Source organism: Mycobacterium sp. E3247 (assembly GCF_001667785.1).
Lineage (GTDB): Bacteria > Actinomycetota > Actinomycetes > Mycobacteriales > Mycobacteriaceae > Mycobacterium.
The window spans coordinates 1-20,148 of the sequence record NZ_LZJG01000118.1 but is presented as its reverse complement, the minus strand read 5'-3'; the positions used below and the strand labels follow the sequence as shown (position 1 = coordinate 20,148).

Genomic DNA, 20,148 nt, shown 5'->3' with positions numbered 1-20,148 from the left:
CCCGTACACCTACCCGGAGAACCTGCCGCGGGTGAACGCGCGCGGCGGGCCGGGGGGCGCCCCCGGCTGCTGGCAGCAGATCACCCACGACCTGTGGCCCGCACCCGAATTGGTGATGGACAGCGGCAACAGCATCGCGCCGTACAACCACCTCGACACCGGTTCCCCGTACGCCATCGAGTACGTCTGGGGCCGCCAAGTAGGGGATAACACGATCAACCCATGAAAATCACCGGAACCATCGTCAGGCTCAGCATCTTCTCGTTGGTGCTGCTGATCTTCACTGTGATGATCATCGTCGTGTTCGGTCAGATGCGGTTTGACCGCACGACCTCGTACTCGGCCGAGTTCGCCAACGCCAGCGGGCTGCGGGCGGGCCAGTTCGTCCGCGCCTCCGGGGTGGAGATCGGCAAGGTCGACTCGGTCGAGCTGGCCGACGGCGGCAAGCGGGCGCGGGTGAAGTTCAACGTCGACCGCTCGGTGCCGCTGTACCAGTCGACGACGGCGCAGATCCGCTACCTCGACCTGATCGGTAACCGCTACCTCGAGCTCAAGCGTGGCGAGGGCGAGGGCGCCGACAAGATCCTGCCCAAGGGCGGCTTCATCCCGATGTCGCGGACCTCGCCTGCGCTGGACCTGGACGCCCTGATCGGTGGTTTCAAACCGCTGTTCCGCGCTCTGGACCCGCAGAAGGTGAACACCATCGCGACGTCCCTGATCACGGTGTTCCAGGGCCAGGGCGGCACCATCAACGACATCCTCGACCAAACCGCGCAGCTGACCAACCAGCTCGGTGAGCGCGACCAGGCCATCGGCGAGGTCATCAAGAACCTGAACATCGTGCTGGACACCACGGTCCGCCACCGGCAGCAATTCGACCAGACGGTCAACAACCTCGAGGTGCTCATCACCGGGCTGAAGGATCACGGCGACCAGTTGGCAGGCGGGACCGCGCACATCAGCAACGCCGCCGGTACGGTCGCCGACCTGCTCGCCGAGGACCGCGGGCTGCTGCACAAGACGCTCAACTACCTGGATGCGATCCAGCAGCCGCTCATCGACCAGCGCGACGGCCTCGACGACTACCTCAAGAGGGTGCCCACCGCCTTGAACATGATCGGACGCGCCATCGGCTCCTACGGCGACTTCGTGAACTTCTACGCCTGCGACATCACGCTGAAGATCAACGGTTTGCAGGGCGGCGGCCCGGTCCGCACGGTCCGGCTATTCCAGCAGCCGACGGGTAGGTGCACGCCGCAATGAGAACACTGGAACCGCCCAACCGGGTTCGCATCGGGCTGATGGGCATCATCGTGACCCTGCTCGTCATCGGCGTGGGTCAGAGCTTCACCAGCGTGCCCATGCTGATGGCGAAGCCGCACTACTACGGCCAGTTCACCGATACCGGGGGCATCGGGGTGGGTGACAAGGTGCGCATCGCCGGCGTGGACGTCGGCAAGGTCGAGGCCATCAGCATCGAAAACGACCACATCCTGGTCAAATTCAACCTCGGGACCGCGTCCATCGGCACCGAGAGCCGGCTGGCGATCAAGACGGACACGATCCTGGGGAAGAAGATCCTCGAGGTCGAGAACCGGGGCAATCAGCAACTGAGGCCCGGAAACTCGTTGCCGATCGGGCAGAGCACGACGCCCTACCAGATCTACGACGCGTTCTTCGACGTCACCAAGGCCGCGCAGGGCTGGAACATTGACACGGTCAAGGAATCGCTGCACGTGCTGTCGCAGACCATCGACCAGACCTACCCCCACTTGAGCGCGGCGCTCGACGGGGTGGCCAAGTTCTCCGACACGATCGGCAAGCGCGACGAGCAGGTCAAGCACCTGCTGGCCCAGGCCAACCAGGTGGCCAGCGTGCTGGGTGACCGCAGCGAGCAGGTGGACCGACTGCTGGTCAACACCAAGACGCTGCTGGCCGCCTTCAACGAGCGCGGGCAGGCGATCAACGCGTTGCTGGCCAACGTCGCCGCCTTCTCCGAGCAGGTCAAGGGCTTCATCAACGACAACCCGAACCTCAACCACGTGCTCGAGCAGTTGCGTCAGGTCAGCGACATCCTCAAGGAGCGCAAGGACGACGTCGCCGCGGGGCTCACCGAGGTCGGCAAGTTCCTGCCGTCGCTGAACGAGGCCATCGCGTCGGGGCCGTTCTTCAAGGTGGTCCTGCACAACCTCGCGCTCTACCAGATCATCCAGCCGTGGGTGGACGCCGCGTTCAAGAAGCGCGGCATCGACCCGGAGAACTTCTGGCGTAGCGCCGGCCTGCCCGAGTTCCGGTGGCCCGACCCCAACGGCACCCGGTTCCCCAACGGCGCACCGCCGCCGGCGCCACCGGTGCTTGAGGGCACGCCGGAGCATCCGGGGCCGGCCGTCCCGCCGGGGTCGCCCTGCTCCTACACCCCGGCCAACCCGGGCGGCAACGTCACCGTCGGCGACGAGGGCCTGCCGCGGCCGTGGAATCCGCTGCCGTGTGCCGGTGGGGGTATCGGTCCGTTCGGCGGCCCGGGTTTCCCGGCGCCGGTCGACGTGATGACCTCGCCGCCCAACCCGGGCGGTCTGCCACCGACGCCGGGCATCCCGATCGCCGGGCGGCCGGGTGACCCGCCGCCGGATGTTCCGGGGACGCCCGTTCCGTTGCCGGCCCAGGCGCCGCCGGGTGCGCGCACCGAGAACCTGGCGCCGGCCGGACCGACGCCGCCGCCGTCGACGTTCGCGCCCGGCTTCCCGCCGGGGCCGGCGGCACCACCCGGGCCCGGCGAACAGTTGCCGGCACCCTTCATCAACCCCGGCGGATCGGGAGGCAGCGGCGCAGCCGGGGGAGGTAGCCAGAATTGAGCACCGCCTTTGACATCCGGAACATCCGGCTACCGAAACTGACCCGGGCGACCGTCATCCTCGGCTCGCTGGTGATCGTGCTGGCCATCGTCGTCGGGTTCGTCGGGTGGCGGCTCTTCGAGAAGCTGACCAACAACACGGTGGTGGCCTATTTCCCGGCGGCCAACGCGCTGTACCCGGGCGACAAGGTCCAGATCATGGGCATGCGGGTCGGCGCGATCGACAAGATCGAGCCGGCCGGCGACAAGATGAAGGTCACCTTCCACTACGAGAACAAGTATCGGGTGCCGGCGAACGCCAACGCGGTGATCCTGAACCCGACACTGGTGGCCTCGCGGGCAATCCAGCTGGAGCCGCCCTACAAGGGCGGCCCGGTGCTGGCCGACAACGCGGTGATCCCCGAGGAGCGCACCCAGGTCCCGGTGGAATGGGACCAGTTGCGCAACAGCATCACCAACATCATCTCCAAACTGGGCCCCACGCCGGAGCAGCCGACGGGACCATTCGGCGAGGTCATCGAGTCCTATGCCAACGGGCTGGCCGGCAAGGGCAAGGAGTTCAACACCACGCTGAGCAACCTGTCGCAGGCGCTCACCGCGCTCAACGAGGGCCGCGGTGACTTCTTCGCCGTGGTGAAGAGCCTGGCGCTGTTCGTCAACGCGCTGCACAAGGACGACCAGCAGTTCGTCGCGCTGAACCAGAACCTGGCGGAGTTCACCACGCGGCTCGCGCACAACGACAGCGACCTGTCGAACGCCATCGAGCAGTTCGACGGCCTGCTGTCCACGGTGCGCCCGTTCCTGGACAAGAACCGCGAGGTGCTGACCTACGACATCAACAACCTGGCGACCGTGACGAACACGATCCTGCAGCCGGATCCGCTCAACGGGCTGGAGACCGCGTTGCACGTCCTGCCGACGGCGGCGGCGAACATCAACCAGATCTATCACCCGTCGCACGGATCAGTGGTCGCCATCCCGGCGATCACGAACTTCGCCAACCCGATGCAGTTCATCTGCAGCTCGATCCAGGCGGGCAGCCGGCTCGGCTATCAGGAGTCCGCGGAGTTGTGCGCGCAATACCTGGCGCCGATCCTCGACGCCATCAAGTTCAACTACCTGCCGTTCGGCGCCAACCTGTTCAGCACCGCCGAGACCCTGCCCAAGGAAGTGGCCTATTCGGAGGACCGGCTGCACCCGCCGAACGGATACAAGGACACCACCGTGCCCGGCATCTGGGTCCCGGACACCCCGACGTCGCACCGCAACACCCAGCCCGGCTGGATCGTGGCGCCGGGGATGCAGGGCCAGCAGGTCGGGCCGATCACCGCGGGCCTGATGACGCCGGATTCGCTGGCCGAACTCATGGGAGGCCCCAACATCGCGCCGGTCCAGTCGAATCTGCAGACCCCGCCGGGACCGCCGAACGCCTACGACGAGAACCCGATCGTGCCGCCCATCGGCCTGAACGCGCCGGTGCCGATCCAGCCACCGCCGCCGGGGCCCGGCGTGGCCCCGGGCCCGGTGGCCCCAACGCCGGCGCCGGTCGCGGCGCCCGCACCCAACGCGGGTGGGCCGGCCGTCCCCGCTGACCTCGGGGGTGGCCAGTGAGGTCGTTGAGTCTGGTTCGCCGCGGGGCCTGGCAGGGGTTGGTGCTGCTCGTGGCCGCGCTGGTGTTGAGTTCGTGCGGCTGGCGTGGGATCTCCAACGTCGCGATCCCGGGTGGCCCCGGCAGCGGCTCGGGTGCCATGACGCTCTACGTGCAGGTCCCCGACACGCTGGCGATCAACGGCAACAGCAAGGTGATGGTGGCCGACGTCTTCGTCGGGTCGATCAAGAAGATCGAGCTGAAGAATTGGATTGCCACGCTGACCCTGGGCATCGACAAGAGCGTCAAGCTGCCCAAGAACGCCACCGCCAAGATCGGCCAGACCTCGCTGCTGGGCTCCCAGCACGTCGAGCTCGCCTCGCCGCCGAACCCGTCGCCGCAGCTGCTCAAGGATGGCGACACCATCCCGCTGAAGAATTCCTCGTCGTATCCGACCACCGAGCAGACCTTGGCGAGCCTGTCGCTGATCCTGCGCGGCGGCGGCATCCCCAACCTGGAGGTGCTGCAGAACGAGGTCTACAACATCTTCAACGGCCGCGGCGAGGCGATCCGGTCCTTCCTGGGCAAGCTGGACACCTTCACCAACCAGCTCAACGAGCAGCGCGACGACATCACCCACGCCATCGACTCGACCAACCGGCTGCTGGGCTACGTCGGCAACCGGGCTGACGTCCTCGACCGGGTGCTGACCGACATCCCGCCGCTGGTCAAGCATTTCGCCGACACCAAGAACCTGCTGATCAACGCCGTCGACGCGGTGGGACGCCTCAGCCAGGCCGCCGACCAGTACCTGTCGGAAGCCCGCGGGCCCCTGCACACCGACCTGCAGGCGCTGCAATGCCCGCTCAAAGAGCTGGGCCGCGCCTCGCCGTATCTGATCGGTGCGCTGAAGCTGATCCTCACGCAGCCGTTCGACATCGACACGGTGCCGAAGATCTTCCGCGGCGACTACATCAACATCTCGCTGACGCTCGACGTGACCTACAGCTCCGTAGACAACGCGTTCCTCACCGGCACCGGATTGTCGGGGGCCCTGCGCGCGCTCGAGCAGTCGTTCGGGCGTGATCCCGAGACGATGATCCCCGACGTCCGCTACACGCCGAACCCGAATGACGCGCCCGGCGGGCCACTGGTGGAAAGGGGGGACAGGAATTGCTGACTCCTTTCGTCAGACGCCAGCTGATCGCGTTCGGGATCCTGACCGTCATCTCGCTGCTCGTGCTCGGGGTGTACTACCTGCAGATCCCGAGCCTGGTCGGCGTCGGCCGGTACACGCTGAAGGCCGAGCTGCCCGCGTCGGGCGGCCTGTATCCGACGGCGAACGTGACGTATCGCGGCATCACCATCGGCAAGGTCACCGACGTCGAACCGACCGAGCGGGGCGCCGAGGCGACGATGAGCATCGACAGCCGCTACAAGATCCCCACCGACGCGACGGCCAACGTGCACTCGGTGTCGGCCGTCGGTGAGCAGTACCTGGACCTGGAGTCGACCGGGAACCCGGGCAAGTTCTTGTCGGACGGTCAGACGATCACCAAGGGCACGGTGCCGGCCGAGATCGGTCCGGCGCTGGACACGGCCAACCGCGGGCTCGCCGTGCTGCCCAAGGACAAGATCGCCCAATTGCTCGACGAGACAGCGCAATCCGTGGGCGGACTGGGTCCGGCCCTGCAGCGGCTGGTGGACTCCACTCAGGCGATCGTCGGTGATTTCAAGACCAACATCACCGACGTCAACGACATCATCCAGAACTCGGGACCGATCCTGGACAGCCAGGTCAAGTCCGGTGATGCCATCGAGCGCTGGGCTCGCAACCTGAACAGGCTGGGCGCGCAGTCCGCCCAGGAAGACCAGCACGTGAAAAGCGTGCTGCGCCAGGCGGCGCCGACGGCCGACCAGGTCAACGAGGTGTTCAACGACGTGCGGGATTCGTTGCCGCAGACGCTGGCCAACCTCGAGGTGGTGTTCGACCTGCTCAAGCGGTACCACACCGGCGTCGAGCAGGTACTGGTGTTCCTGCCGCAGGGCGCGTCGATCGCCCAGACGGTGGCGGCGCCGTTCCCGAACATGGCGGCACTGGACCTGGCGTTGTCGATCAACCAGCCGCCGCCGTGCCTGACCGGCTTCATCCCGGCATCGGAATGGCGGTCCCCGGCCGACACCAGCATTCAGCCGTTGCCGTCGGGCACCTACTGCAAGATTCCGATGGACACCCCGGCCAACAGCGTGCGCGGGTCGCGCAACATCCCGTGTACGGACATCGAGGGCAAACGGGCGGCCACACCGCGGGAATGCCGCGACCCCAACCCGTACGTTCCGGCGGGAACCAACCCCTGGTACGGCGATCCCAATCAGATCCTCACCTGCCCCGCGCCCGCGGCCCGCTGTGACCAGCCGGTGAAGCCGGGCCAGGTGATCCCGGCGCCGTCGATCGACACCGGCCTGAACCCGGCCCCCTCGGACCGCGTCGCCGGGACTCCTCCGCCGACCAGCGACCCGTTGTCGCGGCCGGGGTCGGGTACGGTGCAGTGCAACGGCCAGCAGCCCAACCCGTGTGTCTACACGCCCAGCGGGCCACCAGTGGCGACCTACAGTCCCCAAAGCGGTGAACTGGTAGGGCCAGACGGGGTTAAATACTCTGTCGAAAACTCGGCCAGAACAGGAGACGACGGATGGAAGGAGATGCTGGCACCAGCCGGCTGAACCCCCCACCGATGCCGAAGTTTCCCCGTCTGGGCAGACGGCGTCCGAAGAACGAGGACACGGCGGCCGCCGCCGACCCGACCAGCCCCGAGGTGAGGGCCGAGGATTCCCCGGAATCCGAGGGCGGAGCCGACCCGATCAGCCCAGCGGTGACGGCCGAGGAGCCCGCCGAACCGGAGGACGCAAGCGAGGAGACCGGTCCCGAGGCCGCACCCGATGAGGCCGCCGCCGCACGCCGCCCGTCGCGGTTGGGGCGGGGCTGGCTGGCCGGCATCGCTGCGGTGCTCGTGCTCTGCGCCGCGGCCGCCGGCGCCGGCGGCTACTTCGCGTTGCGCTACCACCACGAAAGCCAGGCGATCGCCCGCAATGACGCCGCGGCGCTCAAGGCCGCCGTCGACTGCGTCTCGGCGACCCAGGCCCCCGACACCAACGCGATGGCCGCGAGCGAACAGAAGATCATCGACTGCGGCACCGACGCTTTCCGCTCCCAGGCGCTGCTCTATACCAGCATGCTCGTCCAGGCGTATCAGGCCGCCAACGTCCATGTCCAGGTGTCCGACATGCGGGCCGCTGTCGAACGCAACAATCCCGACGGTTCCGTCGATGTGTTGGTGGCGGTGCGCGTCAAGGTCGCCAACGATCAGACGCAGAACGAGACCGGCTACCGGCTGCGGGTGAAAATGGCTCTGGCCGAAGGCCAATACAAGATAGCCAAGCTCGACCAGGTGACGAAGTGACGGTGGTGGTCGAGAAGCCACCGGCCACGGCCGCCCAGGAGCCCACGCCGAATGCCTTGGCGCCCTGGCATCTTCGTGCCGGTGCGTTAGCCGTCGACGTGCTGCCGGGTGCCGCCGCGGTGGCCACGCTGGCGCTGGTCTTCTTCACCGTTCCGCCGCGAGGCGTGTGGTGGTGGCTCTGCGTCGCGACCATCGGGATCGTGATCCTGCTGGCGTTGGCGAACCGGCTGCTGTTGCCGACGGTCACCGGCTGGAGCGTGGGGCGGGCCCTCTTCGGCGTGGCGGTCGCGCGGCGCGATGGCGAGCCCGTCGGGCCGTGGACGCTGCTGCTGCGCGACCTGGCCCACCTGCTCGACACCGTCTCGGTGGTGGGATGGCTTTGGCCGCTGTGGGATTCGGGGCGCCGCACCTTCGCCGACATGCTGTTGCGCACCGAGGTGCGACGTCGGGAACCCGCCGAGCCGGCATTCGGCGTGTGCCGGTGGACGGCCGTCGTGGTGCTGGGCGCGACCGCGCTGTGCATCGCCGGCGCGGCGATCAGCTACGCGGCGGTGTTCGCCCCCGATCGGGCCACCGACCGGGCCCGGGCCCAGCTCGACACGCAGGGGCCCAAGATCGTCGCGCAAATGCTGACCTACGACCCCAAGTCGTTGCACGATGACTTCGCCCGCGCCCTGGCGTTGGCGACCGACAAATACCGCAAGCAGCTGGCCGCCCAGCAGGACATGGTGCAGAAGGGCACCCCGGTCATCAACGAGTACTGGGTGACCGACCACGCGATCCAGTCGGCGTCGCCGGATCGGGCGACGATGCTGATGTTCATGCAGGGACGGCGCGGCGCCGCACCCGACGAGCGCTACATCTCCGCCACCGTCCGGGTCACGTTCACCAAGGACGGCGGCCGTTGGCTCGTCGACGACCTCACCGTGCTCACCAAGCCCAAACCGGCCGGGACCGAAAAGTGAGCCCGCGCCGCAAGTTCACGCCGGACGAGCAACCCCTGCTGGTCCCGAGCCCGGTGCCGCCCGGGCGGCCCTGGGGCCTGGCGTGGGCCAGCGCCGTCGCCGCCGTTTTCATGGCGGCCGCGATCACGGTGTGCAGCCTGATGCTCGCCGACCATGAATCCCGCGAGCGCGCCGCGTCGAGGAACCGGGAGGTGCTCAGTTACGTGACCGGCTTCATGACGCAGTTCACCTCCATCGACCCGTTCCATGCCAACGATTACGTGACACGGGTTCTCGCCCAGGCGACCGGCGACTTCGCCAAGGAGTACCGCGACAAGGCGAACGAGATCCTGCTACAGGTGGCCCGCGCCGAACCGGCCACCGGCACCGTCCTGGACGCGGGGGTGGAGCGATGGAACGACGATGGCAGCGCAACAGTCATCGTGGCGACCGCGGTCAGCACCAAATCGCCTGACGGTAAACAAGTTTGGGAAAACGCCAACCGGTGGACGGCGACCGCCGCGCAGGAAGGGAAGCAGTGGAAGATCAGCAACCTGCAGCAGGTGATCTAGCCGCCGACGAGACCGCCCCGGAGGGGCCGGCCTCGGAGGGGCCGGCGCCGGAGGGACGCGCGGATTCGCCAAACGCCGACGAAGGCGGTTCTGCCGCAGAAGAATCCACGACGGACGACGATGCGGCCGCCGACGCGCAACCCGGCGTTCGCACGAGGCAGCGATGGCTGGCCGGCAAGCGGCTGGCGATCGCCGTCGTCGCGGCCGCGGTGCTGTTCGTCGGATCGGCGGCCTTCGCCGGTGCGACGGTGCAGCCATACCTGGCCGATCGTGCCGCCGCGGCAACGAAACTCAAAGTGGCGCGGACCGCGGCCGAGGCGATCACCACGCTGTGGACCTACACGCCCGAGAACATGGACACCCTCGCCGACCGCGCGTCGCGCTACCTCAGCGGGGATTTCGAGGCGCAGTACCGCAAGTTCGTCGACGCCATCGTGGCGCCCAACAAGCAGGCCAAGATCACCAACCACACCGACGTCACGGGCGCGGCCGTCGAATCGATCGATGACGCCAACGCCGTGGTCATCGTGTACACCAACACCACATCCACCAGCCCGTTGACCAAAAACGTGCCCTCGCTGAAGTACCTGTCCTACCGGCTGTTCCTCAAGCGCGCCAACAACCGGTGGCTGGTGACCAGGATGACGACCATCACGTCGCTGGACTTGACGCCGCACGTCTAGCGCGGTCTGCTACGACCCATGGCCGTGACCTCGCCGGTGTCGGAGCGCTCGACCGTCGCGGCGCTGCTGTTGTTGACCTTCGCCACCGGACTGGCGGACTCGATCAGCATCCTGGTGCTCGGGCATGTGTTCGTGGCCAACATGACGGGAAACGTTATCTTCCTGGGCTTTTGGCTGGCGCCCCGAACGAGCATCGACCTGACCGCGGTCGTGGTGGCCCTGCCCACCTTCGTGTGCACCACGATCCTCAGCGGTCGGGTGTCGCGGCATTTCGCCGAGCGGGCGCGGGCGTGGATCACCACCGTATTGGCAACGGAGATCGCCCTTTTGCTGGTGTTGGCGACGCTGGCCGGCACCGGCATCCTGCGGTATCACGACAACACCAAGCTGGTCATGATCGGCATTCTCGCGGTGACGTTCGGCCTGCAGCACTCGAGCGCGCGCCAGTTCGGGATCCAGGAACTGTCCACCACGGTGCTGACGTCGACGATCGTCAGCCTCGGCCTGGACAGCCGCCTGGCCGGCGGTACCGGCGCCCGTCAGGCGTTGCGCCTCAGCGTCGTATCGACGATGTGCGCGGGCGCCTTCCTGGGCGCGACGATGTCACGATTCGTCGTCGCACCGGTCTTCGCGGTCACCGCTGCGGTGGTGGCGGCCAGCATGCTGATCTTCCGCTTCGGCCCGACTAGTTGAAGGCCAGCCAGCTGGGCAGCGCCCGTTCGTGCGAATCGCAGAGCACCTGCCGGGTGTCGCACGACCCGCGCGGCGAGCCCGCGCCCGCCCACATGCCGCCGGTGTCGCGGCGCAACACGATCGCCGACGACCCGCCGCCGTCGAGCAGGACGGCGTTGTCGCTGCCAAGCCCGCGGAACAGGTCTTGCATGTTGTCCGGTGTGTAGCTGCCGCCCTCGAAGATGTACATCTCGTCTTTCTGCCTCGAGTACGCCAGGGCCGTTCGCGCGGCGCTGGGTCCCCCGTCGTGCAGCTGCCCATTCTGGCCGGGGGCCAGCAGCCCGATCCCGGACACCGCGACGAACCGCTCGTTCTTGTTCAGCAGGTCGGCGACCACGGGAGTGGCGGAGTCGTAGTCGTTCTTGGTCCTCGGCCACACCACGTATGGCGCCCCGCCGGACGGCAGGATCATCGTCGTCAAGGCGCTCCAGCTCTCGCCGCCGCCCGACAGCCCCTGCTTGCCGGGGTAGGCGACGGTGCCGGTGACGGCCTGGTTGGCGCGGCCCTGGCCGTGGGTGTTGTCCACGAAGGCGCCCAGCGGTGAGCTGCAGCCGGTCTGCCGCCACGAGCCGCCCTTCTGGCCGCGCACGTCGAAGAAGTTGGCGTTGATCGCGATCGTGGGCTGGCCCATCCGCTGCCATGCCTGCAGCGGCGCATAGAGTTCCGACGCCTGCCACAGCCCCTCGGCGGTGCGGGCGCCGGGATTGTTCTCGCAGCGCGCCTGATCGCCTTGGTGGGTATCGACCAGCAGGTGGGGCGACAGCCGTCCCGCAGCGTTCTTGATGATCATCAGGTGGCCGCCGTTGTTCATCTCATACCAGCTGCCGCCCGCGTTGAGCATCGGCGCCGGGTGACCCGGGCCGAAGTTGTAGACCAGATAGGAACCCTTGGTGGTCTCGATGGCGTTGGCCAGCAGGTCGCGGCCGTCGGCGGCGCGCGCCACCGGCAGTCCGGTGCTGTTCGCGAGGGCGACGCACGCGACCACGGCGGTGCAGCCGGCCACCAGCCGGCGCAAGCTGGCGCGTCGGGTCAGCACGATCGCCCTTTCCGCCCGGACCTGGATGCAACATCAACATCAACATCATCAGCCACATCCGTCACACTGTCAATCTAGGTCACGGGAGGATGACGCTTGGGCGACATTCGAATTACGTTGGCTCGCTTGAGGTTTCCGGCTCGGACTCGGGTTCGGCTGCCCGCTCGTGCTTGCCCTGGCGCGCCTGGTGTTCCATCGCGATCGCCATCTCGGCCGCCCCCGCGACCCGGTGGTAGCCCTTGCGGTCGTAGAGGTGGGTGATCACGCCGCCCAGGAGCAGCCCGATGACGAGGCCGATCGAGGTCATGACCAGCGCCTGCGATATCCCGGTGTCCGCGCGCCCGTGGAAGTACAGCAGCGACCGGGTGCCCAGGAAGACCTGGTGCATGGGCTCGAATTCGGCCAGCCAGCGGAAGAAGGGCGGCGTGGCCTCCAGGGGCACGGTGGCGCCCGCCGACGGCAGCCCGAGGATCACGAAGATCAGCATGCTGACCAGCAGGCCGCCGGTGCCCAGCACCGAGAGCAGCGAACTGGAGGTGATGCCCACCGCAACGATCGCGAACATCCCGTAGGCCCAGAGCTGCCAGCCGAGATCGATGGGCATGCCCAGCCCGTGGGCGATCGCCAGATACACCGCCGAGGTGAGCAGCCCGAGCAGCACCATGATGGCCCACTTGAGCAGCAGCGTCTGGAAGCGCGAGATCCTGACCTGTTCGGCGAAGCGGTACACCGGCCCGAATTCGGCTGGTACGTAACCGAGCAGGGCGTCGACCAGGGTGCTGACCACGATGCTGCCGGTGAACCCCGCGAGCAGGAGCAGGAGGGCGTAGTAGAAGGCCGACAGCCCGTTACCGGTGCCGTCGGGCAGCGGGTTGTACACGGTCGATTCGATCTCGATCGGAGTGGACAGGCCCTCTTCGGCGGCCCCGGCGAGCGGGGCGCCGCCGGTCTGCGCCTTGACCTGCGCGAGAAGTCGTTCGCCCACTTCGCCATTGGCCACGCCCATCGCCATGTTCAGGGTCTGGCCGGCGATGCTGGCGCCCAGCGTGCCCGCGCGCGGATTCGTCGAAATCGTGATCACCGGCCGCTCCGCGGGACCGGGAAGCACCGCGCTGGCGCCCAGATCCCGCAGCTTCGACGAGAAGCTCGGCGGTATCAGCACCGAACCGTATACGTGTCCCGTCTCCAGCTGATGCTTGGCCGCGTCGCGGGTGAGCACGCGGACGTCGAACTTGTTCTTGTCCAGGCCGTTGACCAATCGACCCGTCAGCTCCGCCCCCGCCGGCCCGGCGTCCTCGTTCACCACGGCGATGGGGAAGTGCCGCAGGTTGGTCATCGGGTTCAAGATCCCGCCGAGGTAGAGCGCGCACAACGCCGACATCAGGGCCAGCGTGATGACCAGCGGCGCGGCCCAGAACCGCACCGTGCGGACCGCCTTGATGCTCCGGTCGGGGTTGGGCGCCGCGTGCTGCGGCCGCGATTGAGACATGCCGGCTCCTGTCTGTCACGCCCACTCTATGGGCTCGGGGCGCCCAGCTCAGCGTGCATCTCCCAGACCAGCAGCTCCGACGGTTCGGTCGCGGTGACAAGCCGGCCGCCGGAGTCGGTGAACCGGACGGCGTCACCCTCCCGCAGCTCGCCGACGCCTTCGCACGTGGCCGCGCCGCGCGCGACGAACAGGTGCAGGTAGGGCGCCTGCGGAAGGGTCACCGCGGCGCCGGCGGGCAACCGCGTGGCGTGCAGTGCGGCGTTGCGGTTGTGCAGGGCGATGGCTCCGGGCCGGCCGGGGATGCCCGAGGCGATCGTCACAAGTGCGCCCTCCAGCGCGTCCGCCTCGATCTCGTGCTGTTCATAGGCCGGGGTGATGTCCGGCTGGTCGGGCACCACCCACATCTGCACGAAATGTACTGGCTCCGTGGTTGACTCGTTCTTCTCCGAATGCAGGATTCCGCTGCCCGCCGACATGCGCTGGGCCAGGCCGGGATAGATCACGCCGCGATTACCGATGGAGTCCTCATGCGTCAGTTGGCCCTGCAGGACCCAGGTCACGATCTCCATGTCCTGGTGCGGATGCGTGCCGAATCCTGTTCCGGGCGCGACGATGTCGTCGTTGTTGACCAGCAGCAGCCCGTGATGGGTGTTGTCCGGATCGTAGTGGTCGCCGAACGAGAACGAGTGCCGGGAGGTCAGCCACGGCGTCGTGGTGACGGCACGTTCGGCCGCACGCCGAACGTGCGCGTGGGCGGACATGTGCTCACTGTAATCGGGTGGTCAGGCCACTGTCGCGGCGAGCAGCCCCTGCGCGTGCCGCAGTGCGGCGTCGAGTTCGGGCAGGGTCAGTCCGGGGGAGCGGCCCAGGTGGATCTCGACCTGGTACTCCGGCTGGCCATCGTGGGCGAAGATCGGCAGCACCACGAATTCGGCTGCGGCCAAGTCGGTTTCGAGCACATCGGCGACCGACTGCAGCGTCACCACGGTCATCAGCGTGGTGAGCTGGCGGGTGACCTGGGCCGTCGGCTCCAGCGAAGCGAGCAGGTCGGTCAGCCGGTGGTGCAATGACTGGTGGGTGTCGTCGAACCGCCACGCGCCGTACCCGCGGGCCCGTGTGTCGGCGAGCACCCGCTGGTGTTCGGCGATCTCCGTCCCGGTCAGCCGTGGCGTCACCCGGTGCAGCCAGGCATCGACGAATTCGTCGTCGCGCCAGGCCATCGCGACCAGGCCGAACGGCGGGTCGATGGGGAAGCGCTGACCCACGGCCTGCCCGCCGTCGGTGCCGTGACCGACCGCGTCCACGGTGGTCAGGTGCCGCCGGCCGATCTTCGACATCGAGCAGCCCGCGCCGAGCGTCTCGTGCAGGAACCGCAGCGCTTCGCGGCCGCGGTCGAGCAGCGGGAACTGCAGGCGCAGCCCATGCACCAGACCGAACAGGCCACTGCCCAGGACGTAGCGGCGATCTTCGCGGCGCGCCACCCAGGCGCGACCCTCCAATTCGGCCAGGACGAGGGCGCAGGTGGAGGTGCTGATCGCGCAGCGCTTGGCCACCTCGGCGGACATCAGGCCGGTTGGCGAATCCGCAAGAGCGGCAAGCACATCCATTACCCGGGCGGTCGGCGGTGATTTGGCGGTTGACGTGCTGATGTCCACCTTCCTACGATCCGTCCAAAATACAAGGATAACCATCCTAATATTAGGAGACGGTCCAAAGTGATCAAGGTGGGAGTGTGGGGGCCGGGTTCCATGGGCGTGATCGCCTTACGCGGCGTGATCGACCACCCGGAGTTGGAGCTGGTTGACCTCGTCGTGCACAGCGCCACCAAGGCGGGCCGCGACGCCGGGGAGCTGTGCGGAACGACGCCGGTCGGGGTGGTCGCCACCCAGGATCCGGCGGCGCTGCTCGCCGGCGACGCCGACGCGGTGGTGTATGCCGCCGGTGCCAACCTGCGGCCGCTGGAGGCGGTCGAGGACATGGCCTCGATCTTGCGGGCCGGAAAGAACGTGGTGTCGTGTTCGGTGGTGCCGCTGGTGTTTCCGGACGGCTTGGGTCCGGCGGGCGCGGTGTTCACCGATCGGCTGCGGCAGGCCGCGCTGGACGGCGGGGTGTCGTTCTTCACCACCGGCATCGACTCGGGCTTCGCCAATGACGTTCTGCCGCTGGTGCTCACCGGCGTTGCGCGGGCCATCGACTGGGTGCGAGTGACCGAGATGTTCAACTACGCCACCTACCCGGACCGGGCCGCCGTGTACGAGATCCTCGGGTTCGGCCAGCCGCCGGACTACCAGGCGTTCGCCGCCCAGCCCGGAATGTTCACCTTCGGCTGGGGCCCTGTCCTACATCAGCTCGCGGCCGGCTTGGGTGTCACGATCGACGACATCGAGGAGAGCAACGAACGCATTCCCGCGGCGGAGTCCTTCGACACGCCCACCGGCCACGTCGCCGCCGGCACCATCGCGGCCATGCGCTCCACGCTGACCGGATACGTGGGCGGCAAGCCGACTTTCGTCCTCGACCACGTGACCCGGATGCGCGACGACATCGCCCCGGACTGGCCGCAGCCCCACATTTCGATCCCGCCGAAGGACCTCGGCTACGGGCAGGCCTCCGGCCGCGGCCTCTACCGGGTGGAGATCGAGGGATCGCCGACCATGCGCTGCGAATTCGAGATGGCCGAAGACCACGACCACGACCTGGGTGCGCGCATCGCGGGGGCATCCCGGATGGTCAACTCCATCCCGGCGGTCTGCGCGGCCCCGCCCGGGCTGCTCTCGGCGCTGGACCTGCCGCTGGTCACCGGGGCCGGACTGGTCCGCCCGGTGGCGGGGCCGCCGCCGGACAGCCGGCTGTTCTAAGGCCGGTCGTCGGGATAGGCCGCGGCGGCCAGCTCGAGGATCTCGGCCCGGTCGGCGGCCAGGATGAAGCCTGATCGGATCGACGCGTCGAGCGCGGCGGTGAAGCGTTCCAGGTACTCGGTGACGCCGCCCGGGTAGAGCCGGCGCAACGTGTCGACGTCGAACAGCTCCCCGGACCCGAACAGCGCGGCCATGACGCCCTCGTCGCCGCCGAGTCCCGAGGTTCGCGCGACCGGGACATCCACCCACGGCGTTCTGACGCCGCCCTGCGCCAGGCCGTTGGCATCCGGAACGGGTTGGGGCCCATAGACGTCGCGCACCCGCATGGGCGCCGCACCGGGCGGGGGCGGGCCATCGCACACCCACGTGTTCAGCGCGTCGAGCGCCGCCTGCACCACGTAGTGGTGTTGCGGGGCGAAGTTGATGTGGTGCGAAAGTCGCTGGCCCATCAGCGTGTTCGTGGGTGCGTACGCGGCGACGAGGTCCGCGAGCGGTGCCGAGCCGCTGTCGATGGGTGCCACCTGGATGGTGTAGTTGTCGGCGTGCGCTGCCCCGGGAATCTCCCAGGTTCGCAGCCATTGGTTGTCGGGCTGCCGCGCGAAGTAGTAGCCCTCCCGGGCGCCGCCGAAGAGGTCGGTCTCGGTGATGAGCGTCAGCACCGGCACCCGCAGGTCCGGGCGGAACGCGACGGCCTGCGGTGCGCCGGCGTCGTCGAAGATGGACGCCCCGTCGAGCGGGGCCGCGGGGCCGAATCGGGAATGCACCAAAAACCCGTCGTACATCCGGGCCAGCGGGTCGACGGCGTTGACGTAGGTGGTGAGGAACATGGCCGACTGCGACTCGCCCAGCGCGATCACGCGTTGGGCGCGTAGCTCACCCAAAACGCCAGTGGGACCGGCGCTTTGGATGAGTCCGCCGATCTGGGAGAAGATGTCGTAGGAGAAGGCGTCGCCGGGGTGGTGCAGCGGCGCATAGCGGGCCGGGTCCTGGCTTTTCAGCGACATGTCCACGCCCAGCAGGCTCGCACCGCCGTCGACGCCCACCTTTTGCGCGGAGACGGCGAGGTACGCGTAACCCGCGCGCACGATTTCCCGGTGCCCCATCATCCACACCGCGGGCGCGTCGATGCCGCCGCTCACGTTGAGCCATTCCACCAGCGCGGTGCCGTTGAACCGCGCCGGATCCGTGGGCGTCAGCACCACGACTCGGGTGGTGTAATCCGCTGTGCCCGAGGGCGCCACGCTCCACCGCCCGTCGGGCCCGAGCGGCGCGGTGGGCGCGTAGCAGGTGGCAGTCCCGGAAACGAAGAACTCCCTCGCTGTATAGCCGACGGCGGCGAGGTCGTAAGCGCCCAACAACAGGCGCGGCCGCCCGGGCGCGGGTGTGATCTCGGGCGAATCCGTCACAGCGAGCCGGGCAGCCCGAACTTCGCGAACAACGCCTCGTCGAGGAACGCCACCACGTGCGACACCCGGTCACCCCGCACGTCGAGCACGTGCAACTGGAAGGGCACGTGGATGTCGCCGGCACGCATGTACATGGCCGCACCGGGCTGGCCGTTGGCGACCAGCGGCAACAGCCGCATGTCGCCGGGGGACTCGGCGGGGCATTGCTGGTGAATGAGGGTGACGATGTCCCGCGCGCCCCGGTACCAGCCGGCGTACGGCGGCATCTCCCAGATCGCCTCGGCGGTGAACAGCTCCACCAGGCGGTCGATGTCGTACGTCTCGAAGGCGGCGATGTAGCGGGCCAACAGGTCCTGCGTTTCCGGGGAATCCGGCGCGTCCAACCGGTCGCCCTGGCTGGGGCCCACCGCGTCCAGCTGGGATCGGGCCCGCTGCAGCAGGCTGTTGACGGCGGTCGTCGTGGTGCCGATCGCCTCGGCGACTTCGGCCGCCCTCCACTGCAGCACGTCGCGCAGCAACAGCACCGCCCGCTGCCGGGGTGAAAGGTGTTGCAGCGCGGCGACGAAAGCCAACCGCACCGACTCGCGGGACCCGACAATGACCGACGGGTCGGCCGGGTCGTTGGTCAGGTCCGGCAGCGGCTCCAGCCAGGGCACCTCGCGGCGTTCGTGGAGTTCGGCGGTCGGGTCGGAGCTGGGTGCGCCCAGGCCGGTCGGCAGCGGCCGGCGTTGCCGCCCCTCCAGCGCGGTCAGGCAGGTGTTGGTGGCGATGCGATGCAGCCACGTCCGCATCGAGGACTTGCCCTCGAAGCGGTCGTAGGCCTTCCACGCCCGCAGCAACGTCTCCTGCACCAGATCCTCCGCGTCGTGCAACGACCCGGTCATCCGGTAGCAGTGCGCCAGCAGCTCGCGACGGTACGGCTCGGCGTGTGCCGAGAAATCCCCACCGTCGAGTTCGGAGTCGGCGGCGTCGTGCGCAAGCAGGCCCACGAAGGTCAGCCTACGACAGTGTCTGGCGGGGCGACCTGCGCCGGGAGCCATTACGCTGCCCCTAATGACTAGGACTGTGCAGTGAACCGCGACGAACGGAACTTCGACGGATTCGGCGGCGTGCGCATCGTTTACGACGTCTGGACGCCCGACACGGCGCCGCGGGCGGTGGTGGTCCTCTCCCACGGCCTCGGTGAGTACGCCCGCCGCTACGACCACGTCGCACGGTGTTTCGGTGCGGCGGGCCTGGTCACCTACGCGCTGGATCACCGTGGGCACGGCCGCTCGGGCGGCAAGCGGGTGCTGGTGCGGGACATCTCCGAGTACACCGCCGACTTCGACAGCCTGGTCCGCATCGCCACCCGCGAGCATCCGGGCCTCAAGTGCGTTGTGCTCGGGCACAGCATGGGTGGCGCCATCGTGTTCGCCTACGGCGTCGAGCGCCCGGACAACTACGACCTGATGGTGCTGTCGGGGCCCGCCGTGGCGGCCCAGGATCAGGTGTCGCCGCTGATGGTCTTGGCCGCCCGGGTGCTCGGCGCGGTGGTGCCGGGGCTGCCGGTGCAGGAACTGGACGTCGACGCCATTTCCCGGGACCCCGAGGTGGTGGCGGCCTACAAGAGCGACCCGCTGGTCTATCACGGCAAGGTCCCGGCTGGGATCGGCCGGGTCCTGTTCCAGGTCGGCGAGACCATGCCGCAGCGCGCGCCGGCGCTGACCGCGCCGCTGCTGGTAGTGCACGGCTCCGAGGACCGCCTGATCCCCGTCGCCGGCAGCCGGCGCCTGGTCGAGTGCGTGGGGTCGACGGACGTCGAACTGAAGGTCTACGCGGGCCTGTACCACGAGGTCTTCAACGAGCCCGAGCGCGAGCAGGTGCTGGGCGACGTCGTCTCGTGGATCACCGCGCGGCTCTGAGGCGAAGCTGTCGTATCGCTTGAGTAGTTTGGCGCACATGACCGACGACAAAATGCTGGCCCGCATCGCCGCACTGTTGCGTCAGGCCGAGGGCACGGACAACCCGCACGAGGCGGACGCTTTCATGAGCGCCGCCCAGCGGCTGGCGACGGCGTCCTCCATCGACCTGGCGGTGGCGCGGTCCCATGCGGCCACCCGCTCGCCGGCCCAGGCCCCGACGCAGCGCACCATCACCATCGGAAACGCGGGCACCAAGGGCCTGCGCACGTATGTGCAGCTGTTCGTGCTGATCGCTCGTGCGAACGACGTGCGCTGCGACGTGGCGTCCAACTCGACGTTCGTGTACGCCTATGGGTTCGCCGAGGACATCGACGCCACCCACGCGCTCTACGCCAGCCTGGTCGTCCAGATGGTGCGGGCGTCGGACGCCTACCTCGCGTCGGGCGCGCACCGGCCCACACCGACCATCACCGCGCGGCTGAACTTTCAGCTGGCCTTCGGGGCGCGGGTGGGCCAGCGGCTGGCGGAGGCCCGCGACGAGGCCCGGCGCGAGGCCACCAAGGATCGTCGACGCCCACCGGGCACCGCTATTGCGTTGCGGGACAAGGATGTCGAGCTGCACGA

Annotated in this window: 18 protein-coding genes and 2 pseudogenes; 14 read left to right on the top strand and 6 right to left on the bottom strand. The window is 68.4% G+C overall.

Going from position 1 to position 20,148, the window contains the following annotated elements:
• The 11 genes and pseudogenes from A9X04_RS06405 to A9X04_RS06355 form a co-directional block, all read left to right on the top strand.
• Window positions 1–226 (top strand): annotated as a pseudogene (locus tag A9X04_RS06405) (MCE family protein); the annotation flags it as partial.
• The gene (locus A9X04_RS06400) at window positions 223–1,263 is read left to right on the top strand and encodes a virulence factor Mce family protein (RefSeq protein WP_067918818.1); all 1,041 of its coding nucleotides are present in this window, start codon (window positions 223–225) and stop codon (window positions 1,261–1,263) included. The pseudogene A9X04_RS06405 and the gene A9X04_RS06400, both read left to right, overlap by 4 nt.
• Window positions 1,260–2,852, top strand: a complete 1,593-nt coding sequence (locus tag A9X04_RS06395; protein WP_067918816.1) for a virulence factor Mce family protein — start codon at window positions 1,260–1,262, stop codon at window positions 2,850–2,852. Before A9X04_RS06400 ends, A9X04_RS06395 begins: the two co-directional genes overlap by 4 nt.
• On the top strand, window positions 2,849–4,462 hold the full coding sequence (locus A9X04_RS06390) for a virulence factor Mce family protein (RefSeq protein WP_067918814.1): 1,614 nt from the start codon (window positions 2,849–2,851) through the stop codon (window positions 4,460–4,462). Before A9X04_RS06395 ends, A9X04_RS06390 begins: the two co-directional genes overlap by 4 nt.
• On the top strand, window positions 4,459–5,619 hold the full coding sequence (locus tag A9X04_RS06385) for a virulence factor Mce family protein (RefSeq protein ID WP_067918812.1): 1,161 nt from the start codon (window positions 4,459–4,461) through the stop codon (window positions 5,617–5,619). Before A9X04_RS06390 ends, A9X04_RS06385 begins: the two co-directional genes overlap by 4 nt.
• Entirely contained in the window at window positions 5,613–7,163 is a 1,551-nt protein-coding gene (locus A9X04_RS06380) for a virulence factor Mce family protein (protein WP_067918810.1), read from the top strand. Before A9X04_RS06385 ends, A9X04_RS06380 begins: the two co-directional genes overlap by 7 nt.
• Window positions 7,133–7,900 (top strand): Mce protein, encoded by a 768-nt coding sequence (locus A9X04_RS06375; protein ID WP_067918808.1) that lies wholly within the window; start codon window positions 7,133–7,135, stop codon window positions 7,898–7,900. The genes A9X04_RS06380 and A9X04_RS06375 overlap by 31 nt, the downstream gene beginning before the upstream one ends.
• Window positions 7,897–8,865 carry an RDD family protein gene (locus A9X04_RS06370; protein WP_067918806.1) on the top strand — a complete coding sequence of 323 codons (969 nt, stop codon included), beginning with the start codon at window positions 7,897–7,899 and terminating at the stop codon, window positions 8,863–8,865. Before A9X04_RS06375 ends, A9X04_RS06370 begins: the two co-directional genes overlap by 4 nt.
• Window positions 8,862–9,416 carry a mammalian cell entry protein gene (locus A9X04_RS06365; RefSeq protein ID WP_067918804.1) on the top strand — a complete coding sequence of 185 codons (555 nt, stop codon included), beginning with the start codon at window positions 8,862–8,864 and terminating at the stop codon, window positions 9,414–9,416. Before A9X04_RS06370 ends, A9X04_RS06365 begins: the two co-directional genes overlap by 4 nt.
• Entirely contained in the window at window positions 9,383–10,099 is a 717-nt protein-coding gene (locus A9X04_RS06360; protein ID WP_067918802.1) for a mammalian cell entry protein, read from the top strand. The genes A9X04_RS06365 and A9X04_RS06360 overlap by 34 nt, the downstream gene beginning before the upstream one ends.
• A gap of 18 nt (window positions 10,100–10,117) precedes the next feature.
• A complete protein-coding gene (locus A9X04_RS06355) occupies window positions 10,118–10,792 on the top strand; it encodes a YoaK family protein (RefSeq protein ID WP_067918800.1) in 675 nt (224 codons plus the stop codon).
• On the opposite strand, the gene A9X04_RS06350 is transcribed toward A9X04_RS06355, so the two are convergent.
• The 4 genes from A9X04_RS06350 to A9X04_RS06335 form a co-directional block, all read right to left on the bottom strand.
• Window positions 10,785–11,894: a phosphodiester glycosidase family protein gene (locus tag A9X04_RS06350; protein ID WP_156764239.1), complete on the bottom strand. Its 1,110-nt coding sequence runs from the start codon at window positions 11,892–11,894 to the stop codon at window positions 10,785–10,787. The genes A9X04_RS06355 and A9X04_RS06350 overlap by 8 nt on opposite strands.
• 85 nt (window positions 11,895–11,979) lie before the next feature.
• Entirely contained in the window at window positions 11,980–13,356 is a 1,377-nt protein-coding gene (locus A9X04_RS06345) for a YhgE/Pip domain-containing protein (protein ID WP_067918796.1), read from the bottom strand.
• A 26-nt stretch (window positions 13,357–13,382) separates the two neighbouring features.
• On the bottom strand, window positions 13,383–14,117 hold the full coding sequence (locus tag A9X04_RS06340) for a pirin-like bicupin family protein (protein ID WP_067918794.1): 735 nt from the start codon (window positions 14,115–14,117) through the stop codon (window positions 13,383–13,385).
• Window positions 14,118–14,138: 21 nt separating this feature from the next.
• Window positions 14,139–14,963: a MarR family transcriptional regulator gene (locus tag A9X04_RS06335; RefSeq protein WP_067918792.1), complete on the bottom strand. Its 825-nt coding sequence runs from the start codon at window positions 14,961–14,963 to the stop codon at window positions 14,139–14,141.
• Between the two features lie 108 nt (window positions 14,964–15,071).
• Here A9X04_RS06335 and A9X04_RS06330 point away from each other — a divergent pair, with 108 nt between their 5' ends.
• A complete protein-coding gene (locus tag A9X04_RS06330; RefSeq protein WP_082974837.1) occupies window positions 15,072–16,214 on the top strand; it encodes a dihydrodipicolinate reductase in 1,143 nt (380 codons plus the stop codon).
• On the opposite strand, the gene A9X04_RS06325 is transcribed toward A9X04_RS06330, so the two are convergent.
• A complete protein-coding gene (locus A9X04_RS06325; protein WP_067918788.1) occupies window positions 16,211–17,620 on the bottom strand; it encodes an alpha/beta hydrolase domain-containing protein in 1,410 nt (469 codons plus the stop codon). The genes A9X04_RS06330 and A9X04_RS06325 overlap by 4 nt on opposite strands.
• Window positions 17,617–18,737 (bottom strand): annotated as a pseudogene (locus A9X04_RS06320) (sigma-70 family RNA polymerase sigma factor). The gene A9X04_RS06325 and the pseudogene A9X04_RS06320 overlap by 4 nt, the downstream one beginning before the upstream one ends.
• Between A9X04_RS06320 and A9X04_RS06315 the strand changes: the two are divergent.
• Both A9X04_RS06315 and A9X04_RS06310 read left to right on the top strand, forming a co-directional pair.
• Window positions 18,730–19,524 carry an alpha/beta hydrolase gene (locus A9X04_RS06315; protein WP_231985667.1) on the top strand — a complete coding sequence of 265 codons (795 nt, stop codon included), beginning with the start codon at window positions 18,730–18,732 and terminating at the stop codon, window positions 19,522–19,524. The pseudogene A9X04_RS06320 and the gene A9X04_RS06315 overlap by 8 nt on opposite strands.
• A gap of 37 nt (window positions 19,525–19,561) precedes the next feature.
• A partial coding sequence (locus A9X04_RS06310) for a DUF2786 domain-containing protein (protein WP_067918782.1) occupies window positions 19,562–20,148 on the top strand: 587 nt, incomplete at its 3' end.

Bases quoted from the DNA above. Each gene is read 5' to 3' on its own strand.
- A9X04_RS06400 (WP_067918818.1), top strand. From the start codon at position 223: ATGAAAATCACCGGAACCATCGTCAGGCTCAGCATCTTCTCGTTGGTG.
- A9X04_RS06395 (WP_067918816.1), top strand. From the start codon at position 1,260: ATGAGAACACTGGAACCGCCCAACCGGGTTCGCATCGGGCTGATGGGC.
- A9X04_RS06375 (WP_067918808.1), top strand. From the start codon at position 7,133: ATGGAAGGAGATGCTGGCACCAGCCGGCTGAACCCCCCACCGATGCCG.
- A9X04_RS06355 (WP_067918800.1), top strand. From the start codon at position 10,118: ATGGCCGTGACCTCGCCGGTGTCGGAGCGCTCGACCGTCGCGGCGCTG.
- A9X04_RS06345 (WP_067918796.1), bottom strand. From the start codon at position 13,356: ATGTCTCAATCGCGGCCGCAGCACGCGGCGCCCAACCCCGACCGGAGC.
- A9X04_RS06340 (WP_067918794.1), bottom strand. From the start codon at position 14,117: ATGTCCGCCCACGCGCACGTTCGGCGTGCGGCCGAACGTGCCGTCACC.
- A9X04_RS06335 (WP_067918792.1), bottom strand. From the start codon at position 14,963: ATGGATGTGCTTGCCGCTCTTGCGGATTCGCCAACCGGCCTGATGTCC.